General features: G+C 71.8%; 20 protein-coding genes. 10 read left to right on the top strand and 10 right to left on the bottom strand.

Annotation, left to right across the window (positions count from 1 at the left end):
* The first annotated feature begins 48 nt into the window (after positions 1 to 48).
* The gene (locus tag AB0G20_RS08895; RefSeq protein ID WP_361298050.1) at positions 49 to 759 is read left to right on the top strand and encodes a ThuA domain-containing protein; all 711 of its coding nucleotides are present in this window, start codon (positions 49 to 51) and stop codon (positions 757 to 759) included.
* Complete coding sequence (locus AB0G20_RS08890; RefSeq protein ID WP_361298047.1) at positions 729 to 1,838, top strand: Gfo/Idh/MocA family oxidoreductase; 1,110 nt, start codon at positions 729 to 731, stop codon at positions 1,836 to 1,838. Before AB0G20_RS08895 ends, AB0G20_RS08890 begins: the two co-directional genes overlap by 31 nt.
* A gap of 2 nt (positions 1,839 to 1,840) precedes the next feature.
* On the opposite strand, the gene AB0G20_RS08885 is transcribed toward AB0G20_RS08890, so the two are convergent.
* Positions 1,841 to 3,319 (bottom strand): glutamate-cysteine ligase family protein, encoded by a 1,479-nt coding sequence (locus AB0G20_RS08885; protein ID WP_361298044.1) that lies wholly within the window; start codon positions 3,317 to 3,319, stop codon positions 1,841 to 1,843.
* 142 nt (positions 3,320 to 3,461) lie between these two features.
* On the opposite strand from AB0G20_RS08885, the gene AB0G20_RS08880 reads away from it, so the two are divergent.
* The 3 genes from AB0G20_RS08880 (at position 3,462) to AB0G20_RS08870 (ending at position 6,416) form a co-directional block, all read left to right on the top strand.
* Positions 3,462 to 4,643 carry an MFS transporter gene (locus AB0G20_RS08880; RefSeq protein ID WP_361298041.1) on the top strand — a complete coding sequence of 394 codons (1,182 nt, stop codon included), beginning with the start codon at positions 3,462 to 3,464 and terminating at the stop codon, positions 4,641 to 4,643.
* A 100-nt stretch (positions 4,644 to 4,743) separates the two neighbouring features.
* Complete coding sequence (locus tag AB0G20_RS08875; protein ID WP_361298038.1) at positions 4,744 to 5,622, top strand: SDR family oxidoreductase; 879 nt, start codon at positions 4,744 to 4,746, stop codon at positions 5,620 to 5,622.
* A gap of 65 nt (positions 5,623 to 5,687) precedes the next feature.
* Positions 5,688 to 6,416 carry a maleylpyruvate isomerase family mycothiol-dependent enzyme gene (locus AB0G20_RS08870; RefSeq protein WP_361298035.1) on the top strand — a complete coding sequence of 243 codons (729 nt, stop codon included), beginning with the start codon at positions 5,688 to 5,690 and terminating at the stop codon, positions 6,414 to 6,416.
* A gap of 15 nt (positions 6,417 to 6,431) precedes the next feature.
* On the opposite strand, the gene AB0G20_RS08865 is transcribed toward AB0G20_RS08870, so the two are convergent.
* Complete coding sequence (locus AB0G20_RS08865) at positions 6,432 to 6,827, bottom strand: MarR family transcriptional regulator (RefSeq protein ID WP_361298032.1); 396 nt, start codon at positions 6,825 to 6,827, stop codon at positions 6,432 to 6,434.
* An 86-nt stretch (positions 6,828 to 6,913) separates the two neighbouring features.
* Here AB0G20_RS08865 and AB0G20_RS08860 point away from each other — a divergent pair, with 86 nt between their 5' ends.
* Both AB0G20_RS08860 and AB0G20_RS08855 read left to right on the top strand, forming a co-directional pair.
* Positions 6,914 to 8,395, top strand: a complete 1,482-nt coding sequence (locus tag AB0G20_RS08860) for an MFS transporter (protein ID WP_361298029.1) — start codon at positions 6,914 to 6,916, stop codon at positions 8,393 to 8,395.
* 197 nt (positions 8,396 to 8,592) lie between these two features.
* Positions 8,593 to 9,840 carry an ABC transporter substrate-binding protein gene (locus AB0G20_RS08855; protein WP_361298026.1) on the top strand — a complete coding sequence of 416 codons (1,248 nt, stop codon included), beginning with the start codon at positions 8,593 to 8,595 and terminating at the stop codon, positions 9,838 to 9,840.
* A 22-nt stretch (positions 9,841 to 9,862) separates the two neighbouring features.
* Here AB0G20_RS08855 and AB0G20_RS08850 read toward each other — a convergent pair whose 3' ends face one another.
* From AB0G20_RS08850 to AB0G20_RS08835, 4 genes are read right to left on the bottom strand one after another with little or no spacing between them, the layout of a single operon-like run.
* The gene (locus AB0G20_RS08850) at positions 9,863 to 10,603 is read right to left on the bottom strand and encodes an ABC transporter ATP-binding protein (protein WP_361298023.1); all 741 of its coding nucleotides are present in this window, start codon (positions 10,601 to 10,603) and stop codon (positions 9,863 to 9,865) included.
* Between the two features lie 2 nt (positions 10,604 to 10,605).
* Entirely contained in the window at positions 10,606 to 11,478 is an 873-nt protein-coding gene (locus AB0G20_RS08845) for an ABC transporter ATP-binding protein (protein ID WP_361298020.1), read from the bottom strand.
* Entirely contained in the window at positions 11,468 to 12,460 is a 993-nt protein-coding gene (locus AB0G20_RS08840; RefSeq protein ID WP_361298017.1) for a branched-chain amino acid ABC transporter permease, read from the bottom strand. The genes AB0G20_RS08845 and AB0G20_RS08840 overlap by 11 nt, the downstream gene beginning before the upstream one ends.
* Before the next feature lie 12 nt (positions 12,461 to 12,472).
* Positions 12,473 to 13,468 carry a branched-chain amino acid ABC transporter permease gene (locus AB0G20_RS08835; RefSeq protein WP_361298014.1) on the bottom strand — a complete coding sequence of 332 codons (996 nt, stop codon included), beginning with the start codon at positions 13,466 to 13,468 and terminating at the stop codon, positions 12,473 to 12,475.
* 112 nt (positions 13,469 to 13,580) lie between these two features.
* On the opposite strand from AB0G20_RS08835, the gene AB0G20_RS08830 reads away from it, so the two are divergent.
* Positions 13,581 to 14,528, top strand: coding sequence for a class I SAM-dependent methyltransferase (locus AB0G20_RS08830; protein WP_361298011.1), 948 nt, complete (start codon positions 13,581 to 13,583; stop codon positions 14,526 to 14,528).
* An 8-nt stretch (positions 14,529 to 14,536) separates the two neighbouring features.
* On the top strand, positions 14,537 to 14,821 hold the full coding sequence (locus AB0G20_RS08825; RefSeq protein WP_361298008.1) for a DUF6332 family protein: 285 nt from the start codon (positions 14,537 to 14,539) through the stop codon (positions 14,819 to 14,821).
* Here the strand turns inward: AB0G20_RS08825 and AB0G20_RS08820 are convergent.
* The 3 genes from AB0G20_RS08820 to AB0G20_RS08810 form a co-directional block, all read right to left on the bottom strand.
* Entirely contained in the window at positions 14,782 to 15,447 is a 666-nt protein-coding gene (locus tag AB0G20_RS08820; protein WP_361298005.1) for a response regulator transcription factor, read from the bottom strand. The genes AB0G20_RS08825 and AB0G20_RS08820 overlap by 40 nt on opposite strands.
* Positions 15,444 to 16,688 (bottom strand): sensor histidine kinase, encoded by a 1,245-nt coding sequence (locus tag AB0G20_RS08815; protein ID WP_361298002.1) that lies wholly within the window; start codon positions 16,686 to 16,688, stop codon positions 15,444 to 15,446. Before AB0G20_RS08815 ends, AB0G20_RS08820 begins: the two co-directional genes overlap by 4 nt.
* 100 nt (positions 16,689 to 16,788) lie before the next feature.
* A complete protein-coding gene (locus AB0G20_RS08810) occupies positions 16,789 to 17,481 on the bottom strand; it encodes a TetR/AcrR family transcriptional regulator (RefSeq protein ID WP_361297999.1) in 693 nt (230 codons plus the stop codon).
* Between the two features lie 169 nt (positions 17,482 to 17,650).
* Here AB0G20_RS08810 and AB0G20_RS08805 point away from each other — a divergent pair, with 169 nt between their 5' ends.
* Positions 17,651 to 18,100, top strand: coding sequence for a nitroreductase family deazaflavin-dependent oxidoreductase (locus AB0G20_RS08805; RefSeq protein WP_361297996.1), 450 nt, complete (start codon positions 17,651 to 17,653; stop codon positions 18,098 to 18,100).
* Here the strand turns inward: AB0G20_RS08805 and AB0G20_RS08800 are convergent.
* Positions 18,084 to 19,325 (bottom strand): geranylgeranyl reductase family protein, encoded by a 1,242-nt coding sequence (locus AB0G20_RS08800; RefSeq protein ID WP_361297993.1) that lies wholly within the window; start codon positions 19,323 to 19,325, stop codon positions 18,084 to 18,086. The two genes, AB0G20_RS08805 and AB0G20_RS08800, sit on opposite strands and share 17 nt — an antisense overlap.
* Positions 19,326 to 19,374 lie beyond the last annotated feature (49 nt).

Below are 19,374 nucleotides of genomic sequence, written 5' to 3'. Positions count from 1 at the left end.
CCGGCCCTCTTTTGCGGGCGCGGGCGACCGGCGCACACTGAGATCACGATGACGCAGAAGAGAGCCTTGGTGGTCCGCGGCGGCTGGGAAGGGCATCAGCCGGTCGAGGCCACGGAACTGTTCCTGCCCTTCCTCCGGAGCAACGGGTACGCCGTCCGGGTCGAGGAGTCGACCGAGATCTACGCGGACGGCGCCGAGATGGCCGGCACCGACCTGGTCGTGCAGTGCGTGACGATGTCGGAGATCACGCACGAGCAGGTGGCGGGGTTGTCCTCCGCGGTGGTGGCCGGCACCGGCTTCACCGGCTGGCACGGCGGCATCGCCGACTCGTTCCGCGCCTCCTCGGACTATCTCCACCTGGTGGGGGGCCAGTTCGCCACGCACCCCGGCAAGGAACCGTGCGAACGCCGGGGTGAGGCGGCGGACAACTTCCTGCCCCACACCATCGCCCTCACCGCGGCGGGTCGCGAGCACCCGATCACGGCGGGCATCGAGGACTTCGCGCTGGACACCGAGCAGTACTGGGTGCTCCACGACGACCTCATCGACGTCCTGGCCACCACCACGCATCCCACCCGGCCGTGGCAGCCCTGGCACCGGCCGGTCACCTCACCGGCGGTCTGGACCCGCCGGTGGGGTGCCGGGCGGGTCGTGGTGACGACTCCGGGGCACAGCGTCGACGTGCTGGAGCACCCCCACGTCCGGACCATCATCGAGAGGGGCATGCTGTGGGCGACGCGCACCGCGTCGGGGTCGTAGGGCTCGGCGTCATCTCGCGCGCCTACCTGGACACGCTCGTCGGCCATCCCGGCGTGCGCGTCACCGCGGTCGCCGACCTCGACGCCTCCCGGTCGGCCGCGGCCGCCGCCGAACTGCCCGGCGCCCGGGCGCTGACGGTCGAGGAACTGCTGAGCAGCCCGGACGTGGACACGGTGCTGAACCTGACCACCCCGGCGGCCCACGCCGAGATAGCCCTCGGGGCGATCCGCCACGGCAAGAACGTCTACGGGGAGAAGCCTCTGGCGGCGGGCCTGGAGGACGCCCGGACCGTCCTGGAAGCCGCCGCGAAGGCGGGCACCGGTGTGGGCTGCGCCCCGGACACCGTCCTGGGCACGGGAGTTCAGACCGCGCGGGCCGCCGTGGAGGCGGGGAGCATCGGACGCCCCCAGTTCGCCTCGGCCGTGATGGTCACCCCGGGCCACGAACGCTGGCATCCCCACCCCGACTTCTACTACACGGCCGGCGGGGGCCCGCTGCTGGACATGGGGCCGTACTACCTCTCGTCCCTGGTCCATCTGCTCGGGCCGGTGCGTGCCGTGACCGGGGCGGCCGGGAGGCTGCGTGCCGAACGCGTCATCGGTTCCGGTCCGCGCGCCGGCGAGCGCATTCCGGTCGAGGTGGACAGCCATGTCTCCGGAGTGCTGGAGCATGTGAACGGGACGCTGACGACGCTCACGACGAGCTTCGACGGCGTGGCAACCACGGCCGCGCCGATCGAGGTCCACGGCGAGAGCGGCAGCCTCTCGGTCCCGGACCCGAACCGCTTCGACGGCGAGGTACGCCTCCACGCGCTCGGCGACACGCGGTGGCGCGCCCTGCCGACGTCGGCGGGCTACGAGGACGGCGCACGCGGCGTCGGACTGCTCGACTTCCTCACGGCCGACGGGCAGCGGGCGCCGCGCGCGAACGGTGAACTCGCCCTGCACGTGCTGGAGACGATGACCGCCCTGCTGCGGTCGGCGGCCGAGGGGCGGCGGATCGAGCTGACGACATCGGCACGGGTGCCCGCGCCCGTGCCCCTGACGGCTGCGGCGCAGTGGCACGGCCGGCCCGCCTGAGGTCAGTCCACGGGCCACGTGTGCGCGGGCGCGTTCATGTGCATGTAGTCCATGTACGTCCTGGTCATCTGCCGCAGTGCCTCCCGCCGGTCGGAGATGCCGGCCTTCTCCAGGTGGTGCACCATCTCCGCCTGCCACAGGGCGCCGTTGCGGGCGGTGACGCAGCGCTGCTCGATGATGCCCAGCAGGGGTTCGCGCCAGGCGGCGTCCATGCCGGTGAGCTCCAGGCCCCGGTGGGCCAGGGGCAGCAGACGCCGCAACACCAGTTCTGTGACGGGTACTTCGCCCACGCCGGGCCAGTACAGGCGGGCGTCGATGCCGTCGCGGGCCGCGGTGTGCAGGTTCTCCTCGGCGACCGAGAAGGACATCCGCGTCCACACCGGCCGGTCCTCGTCGACCAGGGCGCGGGTCAGGCCGTAGTAGAAGGCGCCGTTGGCGATGATGTCCGCCACGGTGGGGCCGGCGGGCAGCACCCGGTTCTCGATGCGCAGGTGCGGGCCGCTGTCGGTGACCGCGTAGATGGGGCGGTTCCAGCGGTAGATGGTGCCGTTGTGGAGGGTCAGTTCGCCCAGTTGGGGAACGCCCCCGTTGTCCAGCTCCTTCTGCGGGTCCTCGTCCTCGCACAGCGGCAGCAGGGCCGGGAAGTAGCGGACGTTCTCCTCGAAGAGGTCGAAGACGCTGGTGATCCAGCGCTCCCCGAACCACACCCGGGGCCGCACGCCCTGGGCCTTGATCTCCTCGGGGCGGGTGTCGGTGGCCTGCTCGAACAGGGGGATGCGGGTCTCGCGCCACAGCTCCTTGCCGAACAGGAAGGGCGAGTTCGCCGCGAGGGCGATCTGCACGCCCGCGATGGCCTGGGCCGCGTTCCAGTACTGCGAGAACTCCTTCGGGTCGACCTGGAGATGGAACTGGGTGCTGGTGCAGGCGGCCTCGGGAGTGATCGTGTCGGCGTACGTCGACAGGCGCTCCACGCCGTCGACCTTGATCCGCAGGTCCTCGCCCCGGGCCGCGAAGATCTGCTCGTTGAGCAGCCGGTACCGCGGGTCGCCGGAGAGCGCGGACTCGCTGACGTCCGACTCGCCCAGGGTCGGCAGGATGCCGATCATGATCAGGTGGGCGCCCACCGCCGCGGCGCGGTCCTCGGCGTGGTTGAGGGCGTCCCGGATCGCCTGCTCCCAGGAACCGGGGCCGCCGGCCGTCAGCTGCCGGGGCGGGATGTTGATCTCCAGGTTGAAGCGGCCCAGCTCGCTCGACCAGGCGGGGTCGGCGATCGCCTGGAGCACGTCGGTGTTGCGCATCGCGGGCAGCCCGGCGTCGTCCACCAGGTTGAGCTCGATCTCCAGCCCGACCTGGGGGCGCTCGCTCTCGAACCCCGATTCGTGGAGCATCCGGGCCAGCACCTCGAGGTCGGTGTGCATCTTCTCCCGGTACCGACGGCGGTCCTCCCGTGTGAACACCAGGGCCGGCACGTCACGTCCCATGTGCCCTCCTGCGCTCCTTCGGCGGGTACGTCCGCACCCTCGGCGGTTTCGTCTCGTCCCAGAGTCGCACCTTGTCCTCGACCCCGCACCCACCTAGCCTGACTTTGTGCCGCAAATAAACAAACCCCGAACGCACAGTGACGTGCCGGGCAACGGCAGCTCCCTGTCCCGACTCCGCGTCGCCCTCACCGTCTTCTTCGCCCTCGACGGCTTCGTCTTCGCCGGCTGGGTGGTGCGCATCCCCGCCATCAAGGCGCAGACGGGCGCCTCCGCCAGCGCCCTCGGCCTCGCCCTCCTGGGCGTCTCCGCCGGGGCCGTCGTCACCATGACCCTCACGGGGCGCCTGTGCCGCCGCTACGGGAACCACCAGGTCACCGTCGTCTGCGCGGTCCTGCTCTCCCTCAGCGTCGCCCTGCCCCCGCTGACCCACTCGGCGCTCGCGCTGGGCCTCGTCCTGCTGCTCTTCGGGGCCGCGTACGGCGGCATCAACGTCGCCTTCAACAGCGCGGCCGTCGAACTCGTGGCCGCGCTGCGGCGGCCGATCATGCCGAGCTTCCATGCGGCGTTCAGCCTGGGCGGCATGGTCGGGGCAGGGCTGGGCGGGCTGGTCGCGGGGGTCCTCTCCCCCACGCGGCACCTGCTGCTGCTCACGCTCGTCGGCCTGCTCGTCACCGCCGCGGCGGGCCCCACGCTCCTGCGGCACGAGCCGCCGGCGCCCCCGGAGCGGGAGCTCCCCGACGAGGGCGCCCCGCGCCGCCTGGACGCCCGCACCCGGGGGCTGGTGATCGTCTTCGGCCTCATCGCGGGGTGCACCGCGTACGGCGAGGGGGCGCTGGCCGACTGGGGCGCCCTGCACCTCGAACAGGACCTGCACGCCTCGGCGGGTGCCGCGGCCGCGGGCTACTCCTGCTTCGCGCTCGCCATGACGGTGGGGCGGCTGTCCGGCACGACGCTCCTGGAACGCCTGGGGCGGACTCCGACCGTCGTCGCCGGCGGCACCACCGCGGCGGCCGGAATGCTGCTCGGCTCCCTCGCCCCCTCCCTCTGGGCGGCCCTCCTCGGCTACGCGATCACGGGCATCGGCCTCGCGAACCTCTTCCCCGTGGCCGTGGAACGCGCCGGCGCCCTCGCCGGGCCCAGCGGTGTCGCCACGGCCTCCACCCTGGGCTACGGGGGCATGCTCCTCGGCCCGCCCGCGATCGGCTTCATGGCGGACTGGTTCACCCTGCCGACCGCACTGACCAGCGTGGCGGTGCTGGCCGCGGTGGCGGCGCTCGTCGGAGCGCTGGTGGGGGCGGCGGCGCGGCGGGCGGCCGGGGGCTGAAGGGGGGACGCTGCCAGGAGGGATACCGGTGATCCTGGGTACCCGTGGCCACGCCCGTGGTGATCACCGGGCCGTACGCCATGGACGAGGAGGCAGACCCGTGACCGAACAGCAGCACCCCGGAGAGCAGCACCCGACCCCGGAGTTTCCCTCCCAGGACCAGCCGCACCCCGGTTGGACGGGGCCGATGGACCCGCCCCCGGACCACGGCGAGGAGTCCTACCGGGGCAGTGGCCGGCTGGCCGATCGCAAGGCCGTGATCACCGGTGGGGACTCCGGGATCGGCCGCGCGGTCGCCCTGGCGTTCGCCCGCGAGGGAGCCGACGTGCTGTTCACCCATCTGGATGACGAGAAGGACGACGCCGCCGAGACGGCCCGGCTCGTCGAGGAGGCCGGCCGGCGTGCCGTGCCCGTCTCGTGCGACGTGCGGGAGGAGGAGAACTGCCGGGCGCTGATCGAGCGTGCCGTGGACGAGTTCGGCCGGATCGACGTCCTCGTGAACAACGCGGCGTACCAGATGTCGCAGCCCGACGGCATCGAGGCGATCACCACCGAGCAGTTCGACCGGGTGCTGCGCACCAACCTGTACGGCATGTTCTGGCTGTGCAAGCTGGCCCTGCCGCACATCCCGGAGGGCGGCAGCATCATCAACTCCACGTCCGTGCAGGCGTACAAGCCCAGTCCGCACCTGCTGGACTACGCGACGACGAAGGGCGCGATCGTCACGTTCACCCAGGGGCTGGCGCAGATGTTGATCGAGAAGGGCATCCGCGTCAACGCGGTGGCGCCGGGCCCGGTGTGGACGCCGCTGATCCCGGCGACCCTGCCGGACACGCAGACGTTCGGCAAGCAGGCCCCCATCGGGCGGCCTGCACAGCCTGCCGAAATGGCGCCGGCGTACGTCTTCCTCGCCTCGCAGGAGGCGTCGTACATCACCGCCGAGATCGTCAACGCGACGGGCGGGACGCCGCTGCCGTAGCCACCGCGGCCGGCCGCCCGAAATCCCCGGGCCTGGAGCGCACTTCATGCGGCAGACTCGGCGCCATGGAGACCGCCGAGTTCCTTCAAGCGCTGGAGACGGAAGGCCGGCTGCTGGCCGCGGCCGCCGAGGAGGCCGGGACCGATGCGAAGGTGCCGACGTGCCCCGAGTGGCAGGTGCGCGACCTGTTGCGGCACACGGGCGCCGTGCACCGCTGGGCCGCCGCCTACGTCGCCGAGCAGCTCACCGAACGCCGCCCGCTGGTCGAACCCACCGACCTCGACGGCCCTGAGCTCGTGGACTGGTACCGCGACAGCCACCGGCATCTCGTCGGCACACTGGCGGGCGCCTCGCCCGACGTGGAGTGCTTCGCCTTCCTGCCCGCGCCGTCCCCGCTGGCCTTCTGGGCCCGGCGGCAGGCGCACGAGACGGCCGTGCACCGGGTCGACGCGGAGTCCGCGCGCGGCGGGGGCCCGAACAGCGTCGGCCCCGAGTTCGCGACCGACGGCATCGACGAGTTGCTGCGCGGCTTCCATGCCCGCGCCAGGAGCCGCGTGCGCACCCCCGAGCCCCGTGTCCTGCGGGTCCGCACGGAGGACACCGGCGCGGTGTGGACGGTGCGTCTGTCGCCGGAGCCGCCCGTGACCACGCGGGACGCGTCCGGGGAGGCCGAGTGCGAACTGTCCGGCCCGGCCGAGCAGTTGTATCTGGCGCTGTGGAACCGGGCGCCCCTGCCGAGCGCCACGGGCGACCAGGCGCTCGCCAAGCTGTGGCGGGAGACGTCGGCGATCTGAGCGGCCGACGGGCGATCAGTCGTCGGTGAGCATCCGCGCCAGTACCGCGCGTTGCACGGGAAGCACCTCGCCGTGCAACGCGCGTCCCTTTGCCGTGAGGCAGACCTTCACGCCGCGCCGGTCCTCGGGGCACATGCCGCGCTCGACGAGTCCCTCCTTCTCCAGCCGGGCGATCAGCCGCGACAGCGCGCTCTGGCTGAGATGGACCCGCTCGGAGATCTCCTGGACGCGGTAGGACGGCGTGCCGTTCGGCGTCCGGCACCCGGCGAGGACGTCGAGCACCTCGAAGTCGCTGGCGCACAGGCCATGCCCGTGCAGCGCACGGTCGAGTTCGCACTGCGTCCGCGCGTGCAGCGCCAGAATGTCCCGCCACCGTGCCACGAGCGTCTGCTCGGCCTGCTGAGCCGCCATGCGCCGCACCGTAACAGAGAACCCAGATTGTTGCACCCGAATTAAATGCACTTGCATCTCATGCATGCGCATGTAGTGTTCCGGGCATGACCTCTCCGCTCATCTCCCCCACGTCCGAGGGGCGTTGGACTCCGCGGCTCTGGGGCACCCTGCTCGTGCTCTGCGCCGCGATGTTCCTGGACGCCCTGGACGTGTCCATGGTCGGCGTCGCCCTGCCGTCCATCGGCGCCGACCTCGGCCTGTCGACCTCGGCACTGCAATGGATCGTCAGCGGCTACATCCTGGGCTACGGCGGCCTGCTGCTCCTCGGCGGACGCGCCGCCGACCTGCTGGGCCGGCGTCAGGTCTTCCTGGTGGCCCTCGGCGTCTTCGCGCTCGCCTCGCTGCTCGGCGGCCTCGTCGACTCGGGGCCGCTGCTCATCGCCAGCCGCTTCATCAAGGGCCTGAGCGCGGCCTTCACGGCCCCCGCCGGCCTGTCGATCATCACCACGACGTTCCCCGAAGGCCCGCTGCGCAACCGCGCCCTGGCCATCTACACCACCTGCGGCGCCACCGGCTACTCGATGGGCCTGGTCTTCTCCGGCCTGCTCACGGAGGCCAGCTGGCGGCTCACCATGCTCCTGCCCGCCCCCATCGCGCTGATCGCCCTGCTCGTCGGCCTGAAGCTGCTGCCGCGCAGTGAGCGCGAGCGCGGCCAGGGCGGCTACGACATCCCCGGCGCCGTCCTCGGCACCACCTCGATGCTGCTGCTCGTCTTCACCGTCGTCGAGGCGCCCGAGGTGGGCTGGGGCGCGGCCCGGACCGTCCTGTCCTTCGCCGCCGTGGCCGTACTCCTGGCGGCCTTCGTCGCCGTCGAGCGGCGCAGCCCCAGCCCGCTGATCCGGCTCGGCGTGCTGCGCTCGGGGCCGCAGGTGCGGGCCCAGCTGGGCGCGCTGACGTTCGTCGGCAGCTACATCGGCTTCCAGTTCCTGGTCACGCTGTACATGCAGCAGCTGCTCGGCTGGTCCGCGCTGCACACGGCCCTGGCCTTCCTGCCGGCGGGCGCGCTGGTGGCGCTGTCCGCGACGAAGGTCGGAGCGGTCATCGACCGGTTCGGCACGGCCCGGCTGATGGTGCTGGGCTTCGCGCTGATGGTCACCGGGTACGTGCTGTTCCTGCGCATCGACCTCGACCCGGTCTACGCGGCGGTGATCCTGCCGACGATGCTGCTGGTCGGCTCGGGCTTCGCGCTGACCTTCCCGTCCCTCAACGTCCAGGCCACCAACGGCGTCGACGAGCACGAGCAGGGCATGGTCTCCGGGCTGCTCAACACCTCGGTCCAGGTGGGCGGCGCGATCTTCCTCGCCGTGGTGACGGCGGTGGTCACCGCGAACGCCCCCGAGCGGGGCAACGCCTCCCCGCAGGCCGTCCTCGACAGCTACCGGCCCGGGCTGGTGGTCGTGACGCTCATCGCCTTCGCCGGCCTGCTGATCACCCTCACGGGCCTGCGGACCGGGCGGAAGCAGCCGTCCGTCGTGGTCGCCAGGTCCACCCCGAAGGAGGCGGAGCGCGTCACCGTAGGCGACTAGGGAGCGCGTCCACGCATGACCAAGGCCCTGCGCGACCTGAGGGGGGAGCGCAGGGCCGAAGCGATGAGCACAATCAATCGCAAAAGTGTAGATTTCACACCTTTTCCGATCTCCGAATGAGTTCTACCCTCGTGTACAGATGGCGGGCGGAGGGCCGGCCAGTCGACCACCGCCGCCTGTAACGAGCGGAGGCGGAGATGAAAGCGTCGATACGGCGGTCCGCGATCTTCGCAAGCGCGGCCGCCCTCGTGATAGCCGTCTGCGGTACGACGGGCACCGCCCGGGCCGAGCCGGGCGATGGAGAGCTCCAGTTCGGCTATGTCCTGCCGGAGACGGGACAGCTGGCCTACCTCGGCCCACCCCAGATCGAGTCGCTGAAGTTCGCGATACAGAAGATCAACGACGCGGGCGGGGTCCTGGGCAAGTCCGTGCCGACCGTGGTCTCCAGTGACGAGGCGGGCCAGGAGGCCGTCGCCGCACAGTCGGCGGACCGGGTCCTCGCGGCAGGCGTGGACGCGATCGTCGGCGCCGCGGCTTCCGGTATGTCACTGGCGTTCATCGACCGGGTGACCGGAGCGGGCGTCGTGCAGTGTTCGGGGTCGAACACCGCTCCCACCTTCACCGACTACGAGGACGACGGCTACTACTTCCGCACCGTCCCGAGTGACGTGTTGCAGGGGCCCATCCTGGCGGATGTCGTCCGCGACGACGGCCACGACCGGGTGGCCCTGGTCGCACGGGCGGACGACTACGGGCGCGGCCTGATGGAGGCCACTCGCAAGTCGCTGGAGGAGCGCGGTGCGACGGTGACGCTCGCCGAGACCTACGACCCGAAGGCGACCAACTTCGACCAGGTCGCCCAGCAGATCGAGAACTCCAGGCCGGACGCCGCCGTGGTGATCGCCTTCGAGGAAGGCACCCAGATCCTGCAGGGCATGATCGAGTCCGGACTCGGGCCCGACCGGATCGGCGTCTACGGCGCCGACGGACTGCGCAGTGAGGAACTGCCCTCGCTGGTCGCCCCCGGCCAGCCCGAGAGGCTCTCCGGGATGAAGGGGACCGCGCCGGCCTCGGCGGAGAACGAGCAGTACGTGAAGGAGCTCAAGGAGTTCGCGCCGAAGCTGAAGGAGCTGCAGTTCGCGCCGCAGGCGTTCGACTGCGTGACGACGATCGCGCTCGCCGCCGAGAAGGCGAAGTCCGACGACCCGGGCGCGTACGTGAAGGAGATGAACGGGATCACCAAGGACGGCGAGAAGTGCAAGTCGTTCGCCGCCTGCAAGGAGCTCCTCGCCGACGGCAGGGACATCGACTACGACGGCGTGAGCGGTCCGCTCGACTTCACCGACAAGGGCGAGCCCGGCCAGGCGACGATCGAGGTGTACGGCTACGACGACGAGGGGAAGTTGCAGACCCTGCGTACCGAGACCAGCAAGGCCGAGGAGTGACCGGGAGGACCGGCAGCGGGAGTCAACGGACGCGGGCGAGCGTGCCGAGGTACAGCTCGATCACCTTCTCGTCGTGCAACAGGGCCGTACCCGTACCGGTGTACGCGTTGCGGCCCTGGTCGAGGACGTAGCCGCGGTCGCAGAGCTGAAGGCACCTGCGGGCGTTCTGCTCGACCATGAGCACGGCGACGCCCGCGCTGTTGATCATTCTGCACCGGTCGAAGACGTGGTCCTGGTGGAGCGGTGACAAACCGGCCGACGGCTCGTCGAGCAGCAGCAGCTGCGGCTCCATCATCAGCGCGCGGGCCATCGCGAGCATCTGGCGTTCGCCGCCGGACATCGCGCCGGCCTTCTGCTTGCGGCGGTCGGCCAGCACGGGGAAGAGCTCCTCGACCGCCGCGACGCGCCGCGCGTGGTCCTTGGGCCGCAGGTAGACCCCCATCCGCAGGTTCTCCTCGACGGTCAGCGTGGGGAACACGTTCTGCAGCTGCGGTACGTAGCCCACGCCCCGCCGGACCAGCTCGTGCGCGGGCCTGCCGGTCACGTCCTCGCCGCGCAGCCGCACGGTCCCGCCGCGCACCCGCAGCAGCCCGAAGACGGCCTTGATCAGCGTGGACTTGCCGGCGCCGTTGGGGCCGATCACGCCGACCACCTCGCCCGGCCGCACCTCGACGCTGCATCCGCGCAGCACGTCGACACCGGGGACGTAACCGGCGACGATGTCGTCGGCCGCCAGCACCGGTGCCTGCTCCTCAGGGGACATCGCTACCCCTCCTCGCCCTTCTCCTCGGTCGCGTCCGGCTCGTCGTGCCGCTTGCCCAGGTAGGCGTCCACGACGGCGGCGTTCCGGCCGATGGTGTGCGGTGGCCCTTCGGCCACCAGGTGACCGTCGGCCATGACGGCCACCCAGTCGCTGATGCCCATCACCACGTCCATGTCGTGCTCGACGAAGCACACCGTCAGCCCCTCGTCCCGCAACCGCGTGATGTGCCCGAGGAGCGACTGGGTCAGCGCGGGGTTCACCCCGGCCATCGGCTCGTCGAGCAGGAGCATGACCGGCCGGGTCATCAGCGCGCGGGCCAGTTCCAGCAGTTTGCGCTGGCCGCCGGAGAGCGTGCCGGCGTGGTCGTCGCGCAGGGGGCCGAGCCGGAACCGGTCCAGCAGTTCGTCGGCCCGGCGCTCGAACTCCCGCTCCTGCCCGCGCCACAGCGGTCGCAGCAGCGCGGGCAGCACCCGCTCGCCGCGTTGCCCGGGCGCGGCGAGCAGCAGGTTCTCCAGCACCGTGAGCCGGGCGAGCGCCCTGGAGAGCTGGAACGTACGGACCATTCCGCGCCGCGCCACCCGGTGCGCCGGGGAGCCGGTGAGCGGCTGTCCGTCGAACGACCACCGGCCGCCGTCGGCCCGGTCGAACCCGCTCACCACGTTGAACAACGTGGTCTTGCCGGCGCCGTTGGGCCCGATGAGCGCCGTGATGGCCCCGCGCTGTACCTCCAGGTGCTCGACCCGCACGGCGACGAGGCCGCCGAAGGTGCGGGTCACCTGGTCCAGGACCAGCAGGGGATCGGGCTTGCGCACCCCCGGCTCGGGATCGATCGCGGAGAGCCGGCCCGGGTGGGGCACGGCAGGGTCAGCGGCCACTGAGCAGCATCTCCTTCCGGCTGCCGAGGATGCCCTGGGGCCGGAACGCGACCAGCAGGATCAGGGCGATGCCGACCAGGGCGAAGCGCACCGCGCCGACCTCCGACGTGCTGATGAGGTCCGGCGAGATGTACTCGGCGTCGATGGCCTGGCGCAGCGCGCTGTCGAGGAAGCTGAGGACGAACCAGAACAGGATCGAGCCGACGACCGGCCCGAGGATCCGCCCGGCACCTCCGAGCACGAGCAGCGTGTACAGGAAGAACGTGACGGCCGGGTCGTAGTTGTCCGGGTTCACGGACTGCACCTGGATCGCCTGCATCATGCCCGCGACCGCCCCGATGACGCCGCCGAGCACGAGGCTCTGCATCTTGTACGCGTAGACGTTCTTGCCGAGGCTGCGCGCGGCGACGTCGTCATCACGGATCGACCGGATGACACGGCCCCAGGGGCTGTGGATCAGCAGGGCGAGCAGACTTCCGACCACGACCACCAGCGCCCATCCGATGATCATCACCCAGAGGTCGCGGGCGCTGAACCTCACGAGCCACACGCCGTAGGTGCCGGGCTCGATGGGGCTGAGCGCGTAGAAGTCGTTCGCGAACCGCTGCAGCCCGAACACCCCGCCGGTGACCGGCTCGGCCCAGCTGGAGCGGTAGAACAGCCGTAGCGTCTCCCCCGCCGCGATCGTGGTGATGGCGAGGTAGTCGGCGCGCAGCCGCAGGGTGGGCAGGCCGAGGAGCAGGGCCAGCACGATCGCGCAGGCGATTCCGCCCAGGACGCCGAGCCACATGGGGCCGTCGTACGTCGACACCGTGATGGCGAGCCCGTAGCCGCCGACCAGCATGAATCCGACCTGGCCGAAGTTCAGCAGCCCCGTGTACCCGAAGTGCAGGTTCAGTCCCATCGCGGCGAGGGCGTAGACGGCGGCGATGGGGCCGATTCCCGAGCGCAGGGCGTCGGAGAGGATGGCCGAGAAGTCCATGGCGTCGACCCCTCACCCGACACGTTCGGCCCGGCCGAGGATGCCCTGCGGCCGGACGAGGAGGACGAGGATGAGGACGATGAGCGCCCAGGCGTACTGCAGGTCGACCGGGAACCACAGGGTGGACATCTGGGCGACGACGCCGATGACGAGGCTGCCGACCATCGCACCGTAGGCGGAGCCGAGACCGCCCAGGATGATCCCCGCGAACATGAGCAGCAGGAGCTTGAAGCCCATGTCCCAGGTGACGATCTCGACCAGTCCGAAGAAGACGCCGCCGAGCGCGGCCAGCCCGCCGCCGAGCATCCACACGAACAGCACCACCCGCTGCACGTCGATGCCCGACGCCTCCGCGAGGTCGCGGTTGGCGGAGACGGCCCGCACGGCCGTGCCGATCCGCGTCTTCTGCAGCAGCGCGGCGATGCCGAGCAGCACCAGCACGGAGAGCAGGGTGACGGTGAGGTCCCGCGGGGTGATGCCGGCCGGCCCGATGCCGATCGTGCTCTGGATGTCGTACTGGGCGTAGGAGGCGGGCCGTGTTCCGTACAGCACGAGGACGACGTGGCGCAGCAGCAGCGAGAGCCCGATGGTGACGATGAACATGTTGATCAGCCCGGTGCCCCGAGCCCGCAGCGGGCGCCAGATGCCGCGCTCGACCGCCCCGCCCAGCAGGGCGCCGAACGCCACCGCGGCGAGGGCGGCGGGGATGAGGTGCCAGCCCGGACCGGCCGCGGAGGCGTTGAGGAAGAACGCGAAGGTGGCGCCGATCGTGACGAACTCACCGTGCGCGAAGTTGATCAGGTGGATGGTGCCGAAGATCAGCGAGAGACCGACCGCCGTGATCGCGATGATCACCCCGAACTGGACACCGTCGATCAGCGCCTGCAGAGCGCGCGCGGCGAACGTGGGGCCGCGCGGGACTTCCTCACCCTGTGCCCGCGCGGAGATCGCGGGCGCCATCACGAGGACCAGGGCGAGGACCGGCACGAGCATCCGCTGATAGCGCACGGCGGTTCCGGTACGTCACGAACGTCCCTTATGGGCCCAGTGTAGGCGCAGGTCGGGGCGGTGACACGGGCAGTGGGCCCCGTGGGGGCGCCCTCGGAACGGAGGATGCGGGATGGGTGACAGCGGAGACAGCGGAGACCTCGCGAGTGCGTACAACGACGACAGTGTGCTCTTCCGGGTGCTGCGGCACCTCGGCTGGGACAGCCTGGTCGACATCGGCTACTTCACGCTGCCCACTCTGCCGCTCGTGGTCCTGACCGGGCCGGTGCCCTTTCAGCGCCGACTGGCTCGCCGGTCGCTGGCGTTGCTGGACGCCCGGCCCGGACAGCTCGTCCTGGATGCCGGATGCGGTCGCGGCGACACCACGGCGCGGTTGGGTGCCGCGGGATGCCGGGCGCTGGGGGTGGACATCCAGCCCGCGCAGATCGACCAGGCACGCCGCCGCTTCGGCGACAGCGCGCGTTTCGCCGTCGCCGACGCCACGGCTCTGCCGCGGCGGGCCGCGGAGATCCCGCTGACGGAGGGGTCCTTCGACCGAGTGCACTGCCTGGAGGCCGCCTTCCACTTCGGCCATGAGGGCCGCAGGTCGTTCCTGAGCGAGAGCTTCCGGCTGCTCCGCCCGGGAGGCCGGCTCGTCCTCGTGGATGTCACGTCCCGTACGGATCAGCCGATCGAGTCCCTCGACCCGAACGGCCTCGTGCGCGGGACCTGGCGCTTCGACGACATCGAACCGTACGAGCGCTACCCCCTGATGGCTTCCGCCGCCGGCTTCACCACGCGCCGGATCCTCGACTGGACCGCCCCCGTACTCCACAGGGCAGCCCAACTCTGTGCCCTGTTCGTCGGCGCCGCGTCCACCCGGGCCGGCCGCCGGGCCCTGTGCCTGCGGTGGCCAGGCCTCAGGACACTCGACGCACAGGACTGGGACGAGGTCATCACCGTCGTCCGGGCTCACCGGGCCATCGGGCGCGTCACGCACTACACGGCGTACGTCCTCGACAAACCCGCCTCCCGAGGGCGCCCTGCGGGACGCTTGCCCGCCGGGCACCCTCCTGTTTGACTCGCCGTATGACCAGTCACGGGGGACGGCGCACGCAGGCCGAACGGGACGCGATCACCGTCGAGATCGGGTACGCGCTGTGCAGTGCCGCCTTCGCGGCGGCGGTCGTCTTCGGGGCCGTGGCCGGCCCGGCGCTGCTCTTCGATCTCCCGGACACGGCGGAGACTCTGCTGCCGCGCACCGGGGTGGTGCTCGCGCCCGTCCTCTTCGTCGCCCGGGTCGTCAGTGTGCTGGTCCGGTTCCGCTCGGCGGATCAGCCCAGCCAGCCCGGCCGCACCAGCCCGGACTCGTAGGCGAGCACGACCAGTTGGGCCCGGTCGCGGGCGCCCAGCTTCACCATCGTGCGGCTGACGTGGGTCTTCGCGGTGAGCGGGCTGACGACCAGCCGGCGGGCGATCTCCTCGTTGGACAGGCCGATCCCGACCAGGGCCATCACCTCCCGCTCCCGCTCGGTGAGCCGGCCCAGGGCACCGGCCGCCGCCGGTTCCTTGGAGCGGGACGCGAACTCGGAGATGAGCCGCCGTGTCACGCCCGGCGACAGCAGCGCGTCGCCCGCGACCACCGCCCGTACGGCGCGCAGGAGTTCCTCCGGCTCGGTGTCCTTGACCAGGAAGCCGGAGGCGCCCGAGCGGATCGCCTCGAAGACGTACTCGTCGAGCTCGAAGGTGGTGAGCATGACGACCTTGACGTCCTTCAGGGCCGGGTCCTCGGTGACCCGGCGGGTCGCGGCCAGGCCGTCGAGGGCGGGCATCCGGATGTCCATCAGGACGACGTCGGGCCGCAGTTCGCGGATCGAGCGCACGGCCTCCTCCCCGTCGCCGGCCTCCGCGGCCACCTCGATGTCGGGTTGCGCGTCGAGCAGCGCCCGGAACCCGGCCCGGACCAGTGACTGGTCGTCGGCGAGCAGTACGCGGATCACCGGTCCTCCTGTATCGGTCGGGGAGACGTGCCGGCGGATGCCGTCAGCGGCAGCACGGCGCGCACCCGGAACCCTCCGTCCGGGCGGGGACCCGCCTCGATGGTGCCACCCAGGGCGGCGGCCCGCTCCCGCATCCCGGCCAGCCCGTTGCCGCTGCCGCCCGCGTCGGCGCCGGTCGCGGGCCCGTCGTCGTCCACGCGCAGCCGCAGCATGCCCGCGTCGTGCGCGAGGTGCACGCGCGCGTGCCGCGAACCCGAGTGCCGTACGACGTTGGTGAGGGCCTCCTGGACGATCCGGAAGGCGGCGAGGTCCGTGCCGGGGGCGAGGCGCGGCGGCTCCCCCTCGACGTCCACGGTGAGGCCCGCGTCCGCTGCCTGCTCCACCAGTTCGGGCAGCCGGTCGAGCCCGGGCGCGGGGGCGCGCGGCGCGTCACCGGGGGCCCGCAGCGTGTCGAGCACCTGGCGCACCTCGCCGAGCGCCTCCTTGCTCTGGGCCTTGATCGTGGTGAGGGCCGTTCGGGCCTGCTCGGGGTCGGTGTCCAGGAGCGCGAGACCGACCCCGGCCTGCACGTTGATGACGGAGATGCTGTGCGCGAGGACGTCGTGCAGCTCCCGGGCGATCCGCAGCCGCTCCTCGTCGGCCCGCCGTCGCGCCGCCTCGGCCCGCTCGGCCCTTTCGCGGATCCACTGCTCGCGCCGGACGCGGAACAGCTCGGAGACCGCCGCGATGGCCACCACCCAGGTGGCGACCACGATCTCCTCGCCCCAGGAGGCGGCGGAGTCCCCGGACGGCGGCAGCCACCGGAAGAGCCAGTGCGCCACCAGGACGTGCCCGGCCCAGAGCATGCCCATCGCGGCCCACGCCGCCCGGCGGTGCCCGGCGACGATGGCGCTGAAGCAGGCCAGGGCGACGGTGAAGAGCACCGGCCCGTAGGGATACCCGGCCCCCAGATAGACCATGACGGCGGCCGCCGTGCCGAACACCACGGCCACCGGATACCGCTTGCGCCACAGCAGCATCGCCCCGGCCACCAGCAGCAGCACCCGCGCGAAGAGGTCCGGCTCCGCCCGCTCGCCCTGCTGCCCCTGGGCGGCGAAGTTCGATCCGACCAGGACGAACACGGTCACCAGGACCGTGGACCGCCAGGGCCATCGAGGCGCCCGCCCCTCCCACCGGTCCCACCACGCGGGCCCGTGCCGCCACCACCGCGGCGAACCGCCCCGCGCACGCTGCTCGTCCATACCGGCCACGCTAGACGCCACCCTCCCGCAGCGGCGTCCCCCCGGAGTGGTGATCACGCGTACTCCCCGGGAAGCAGACCCGTCCACCGGGCCGGTGGCATTACGCGGACTCGGGCGCCAGCCCCACCCCCCGGGCGAGCTGCCCCACCGCATGCCGGAAGAACCTCTCCCGGTCCTCCACCACCCGGTGGAACTGGCCGAACAGCTCGAAGCCGACCAGTCCGTACAGCTGCGCCCAGGCCGCGACGAGTGCTGTGACGACCTCCGGGGGGAGGTCCGGGGCGAGGTCGGCGGTCATCCGTTCCGCCTCCGGGCGCAGGTCGGCCGGCAGCGCGGGGCGGGCAAGACCCCGGCCCTGGTGGGCGTCGCGCACGATGCCGATGAGCAGGAGGCCCACGCGGGCGGCGGCCGGGACGGTGGCGTCGGGGGCGGTGTAGCCGGGGACGGGCGATCCGTAGATCAGCGCGTACTCGTGCGGGTGGTCCAGCGCCCAGCGGCGCACCGCCTCGCAGACCGTGATCCAGCGTTCGAAGGGGCCGGCCGCCGCCTCGTGGGCCGCCTCGGCGTTCTCGCCGAGGGAGTCGTAGGCGTCGATGATGAGTGCGGTCAGCAGGTCGTCACGGCTGGGGAAGTAGCGGTACAGCGCGGACGAGACCATGCCGAGCTCGCGGGCCACGGCTCGCAGGGAGAGCCGGGCGGCGCCCTCCGCCGCGAGCTGTCTGCGGGCCTCGTCCTTGATGGCCGCGGTGACTTCGATCCTGGCCCGGGCCCGGGCGCCGTGTGCGGTGCTCATGCGGGGCAGTGTGCCATGGAAGCAGAGCAGTGCACACAAACGAGAGCGGTAATCAAAAATGAGAGCAGTGCTCTTGCTTTGGGGTGCCGAGCTCAGGCAGACTGGCAGCACCAAGCGAGAGCAGTGCTCACGAATGAGAGCGCCGCTCCACACTCAAACAGGGGGAACCATGTCCACACACGTCCAGAAGCCCGGCTGGTTCACCGTCAACGTCTTCAACCGCTTCGTGGCCTGGCTGACCCGCCGCGGCATCAGCGTCTGGGGTTCCCGGGTCCTCGCCGTCCGCGGCCGCAAGAGCGGCCAGTGGCGCACCACCCCGGTCAATCTGCTGACCCTGGACGGCAAGCAGTACCTGGTCGCCCCCCGCGGCCACGTGCAGTGGACGCACAACATGCGTGCGGCGGGCGGCGGCGAGCTGCACCTCGGCAAGCGCGTGGACACCTTCACCGCGGCCGAGGTGGGCGACGACGACAAGGCCCCGATCCTGCGCGCCTACCTCAAGCGCTGGAAGGCGGAGGTCGGGGTCTTCTTCAACGGAGTCGGCCCCGACTCCCCGGACGACCAGCTGCGCCGCATCGCCCCCGACCACCCGGTCTTCGAGATCACTCCGACGAGCTGACCTCGCCGCCCGTCGCGGGACGACGGTCCAGAGCGGTCAGAGCCCGCTGGGCCACCGGATACGTGCGGACGATCTCGCCCAGCGACGTCGAGCCCTGGGTGATCTCCTTGAACGCCCTCCAGGCCGGGCGGAGGCTCGTCAGCGCCGCGTGGAACAGCCCGGGACGGCGCTCGAACACCGTCAGCAGCCGCTTGCCGACGCTCATCTCCACTCCGAGCCCGGCCTTGACCGCGAACGCGTAGTTGAGAGCCTGCCGACGCGTGTCCACGGCGTCGTGCGCCTCCGCGATCCGCACCGCCCACTCCCCCGCGAGCCGGCCGGACCGCAGCGCGAACGAGATGCCCTCGCGGGTCCACGGCTCCAGCAGCCCCGCGGCATCACCGCACACCAGCACCCGCCCGCGCGAGAGCGGCGAGTCGTCGGCGCGGCAGCGGGTCAAGTGCCCGGAGGAGATGCTCGGTTCGAAACCGGCGAGGCCCAGCCGGCCGATGAACTCCTCCAAGTACCGCTTCGTCGCGGCCCCTTCGCCGCGGGCCGAGATCACCCCGACCGTCAGGGTGTCGCCCTTGGGGAAGACCCAGCCGTAACTGCCGGGCAGGGGGCCCCAGTCGATCAGTACCCGGCCCTTCCAGTCCTCGGCGACGGTCTCCGGCACCGGGATCTCCGCCTCCAGGCCGAGATCCACCTGGGCGACCTTGACCCCGACATGCGCCCCTATGCGGCTGGCGCTGCCGTCCGCCCCGACGACGGCCCTCGCGAGCAGGACCTCGCCGCCCTGCAGGACCACGGCGACCGTGCGCCGGTCCGGCACCACCGAGCCGTGCTGCTCGACCCGCTGGACCGTGACGCCCGTACGCAGCTCGGCGCCCGCCTTCTGCGCGTGCTCGACGAGCTGCTGGTCGAACTCGGGCCGGTTGATCAGCCCGAACAGCATCTGCTTGGAGCGTCGGGTGCGCGTGAAGCGGCCGTTGTTCGAGAACGTCACCGCGTGCACCCGGTCCCTGAGCGGCAGTTCGAAGCCGGGCGGCAGGGCGTCGCGCGAGGGGCCGATGATGCCGCCGCCGCACGTCTTGTAGCGCGGCAGCTCGGCCTTCTCCAGCAACAGCACGCGTCTGCCGGCCACTGCCGCCGCGTACGCGGCCGAAGCGCCCGCGGGTCCCGCGCCCACCACGACGACGTCCCACACCTGCCGCACGTCGTCCGCCGAAGAGTTCTCGCTGCTCACGATGGTCTACTGCTCCCGATCAAGCCGCCTGCCGCTGTCTCCCGCATCC

The sequence above is a fragment of the Streptomyces sp. NPDC024017 genome (genome assembly GCF_040638895.1).
In the GTDB taxonomy this organism is placed as follows: Bacteria; Actinomycetota; Actinomycetes; order Streptomycetales; family Streptomycetaceae; genus Streptomyces.
The sequence above is the reverse complement of the archived record's forward strand: the minus strand, read 5'-3'. Positions and strand labels throughout refer to the sequence as shown.

What these genes read in the sequence shown, in the direction of transcription:
- AB0G20_RS08855 (WP_361298026.1), top strand. Translation starts at nt 8,593, where the DNA reads ATGAAAGCGTCGATACGGCGGTCCGCGATCTTCGCAAGCGCGGCCGCC.
- AB0G20_RS08850 (WP_361298023.1), bottom strand. Translation starts at nt 10,603, where the DNA reads ATGTCCCCTGAGGAGCAGGCACCGGTGCTGGCGGCCGACGACATCGTC.
- AB0G20_RS08810 (WP_361297999.1), bottom strand. Translation starts at nt 17,481, where the DNA reads ATGAGCACCGCACACGGCGCCCGGGCCCGGGCCAGGATCGAAGTCACC.
- AB0G20_RS08860 (WP_361298029.1), top strand. Translation starts at nt 6,914, where the DNA reads ATGACCTCTCCGCTCATCTCCCCCACGTCCGAGGGGCGTTGGACTCCG.
- AB0G20_RS08885 (WP_361298044.1), bottom strand. Translation starts at nt 3,319, where the DNA reads ATGGGACGTGACGTGCCGGCCCTGGTGTTCACACGGGAGGACCGCCGT.
- AB0G20_RS08840 (WP_361298017.1), bottom strand. Translation starts at nt 12,460, where the DNA reads ATGGACTTCTCGGCCATCCTCTCCGACGCCCTGCGCTCGGGAATCGGC.
- AB0G20_RS08865 (WP_361298032.1), bottom strand. Translation starts at nt 6,827, where the DNA reads ATGGCGGCTCAGCAGGCCGAGCAGACGCTCGTGGCACGGTGGCGGGAC.
- AB0G20_RS08825 (WP_361298008.1), top strand. Translation starts at nt 14,537, where the DNA reads ATGACCAGTCACGGGGGACGGCGCACGCAGGCCGAACGGGACGCGATC.
- AB0G20_RS08870 (WP_361298035.1), top strand. Translation starts at nt 5,688, where the DNA reads ATGGAGACCGCCGAGTTCCTTCAAGCGCTGGAGACGGAAGGCCGGCTG.
- AB0G20_RS08805 (WP_361297996.1), top strand. Translation starts at nt 17,651, where the DNA reads ATGTCCACACACGTCCAGAAGCCCGGCTGGTTCACCGTCAACGTCTTC.
- AB0G20_RS08830 (WP_361298011.1), top strand. Translation starts at nt 13,581, where the DNA reads ATGGGTGACAGCGGAGACAGCGGAGACCTCGCGAGTGCGTACAACGAC.
- AB0G20_RS08895 (WP_361298050.1), top strand. Translation starts at nt 49, where the DNA reads ATGACGCAGAAGAGAGCCTTGGTGGTCCGCGGCGGCTGGGAAGGGCAT.
- AB0G20_RS08815 (WP_361298002.1), bottom strand. Translation starts at nt 16,688, where the DNA reads ATGGACGAGCAGCGTGCGCGGGGCGGTTCGCCGCGGTGGTGGCGGCAC.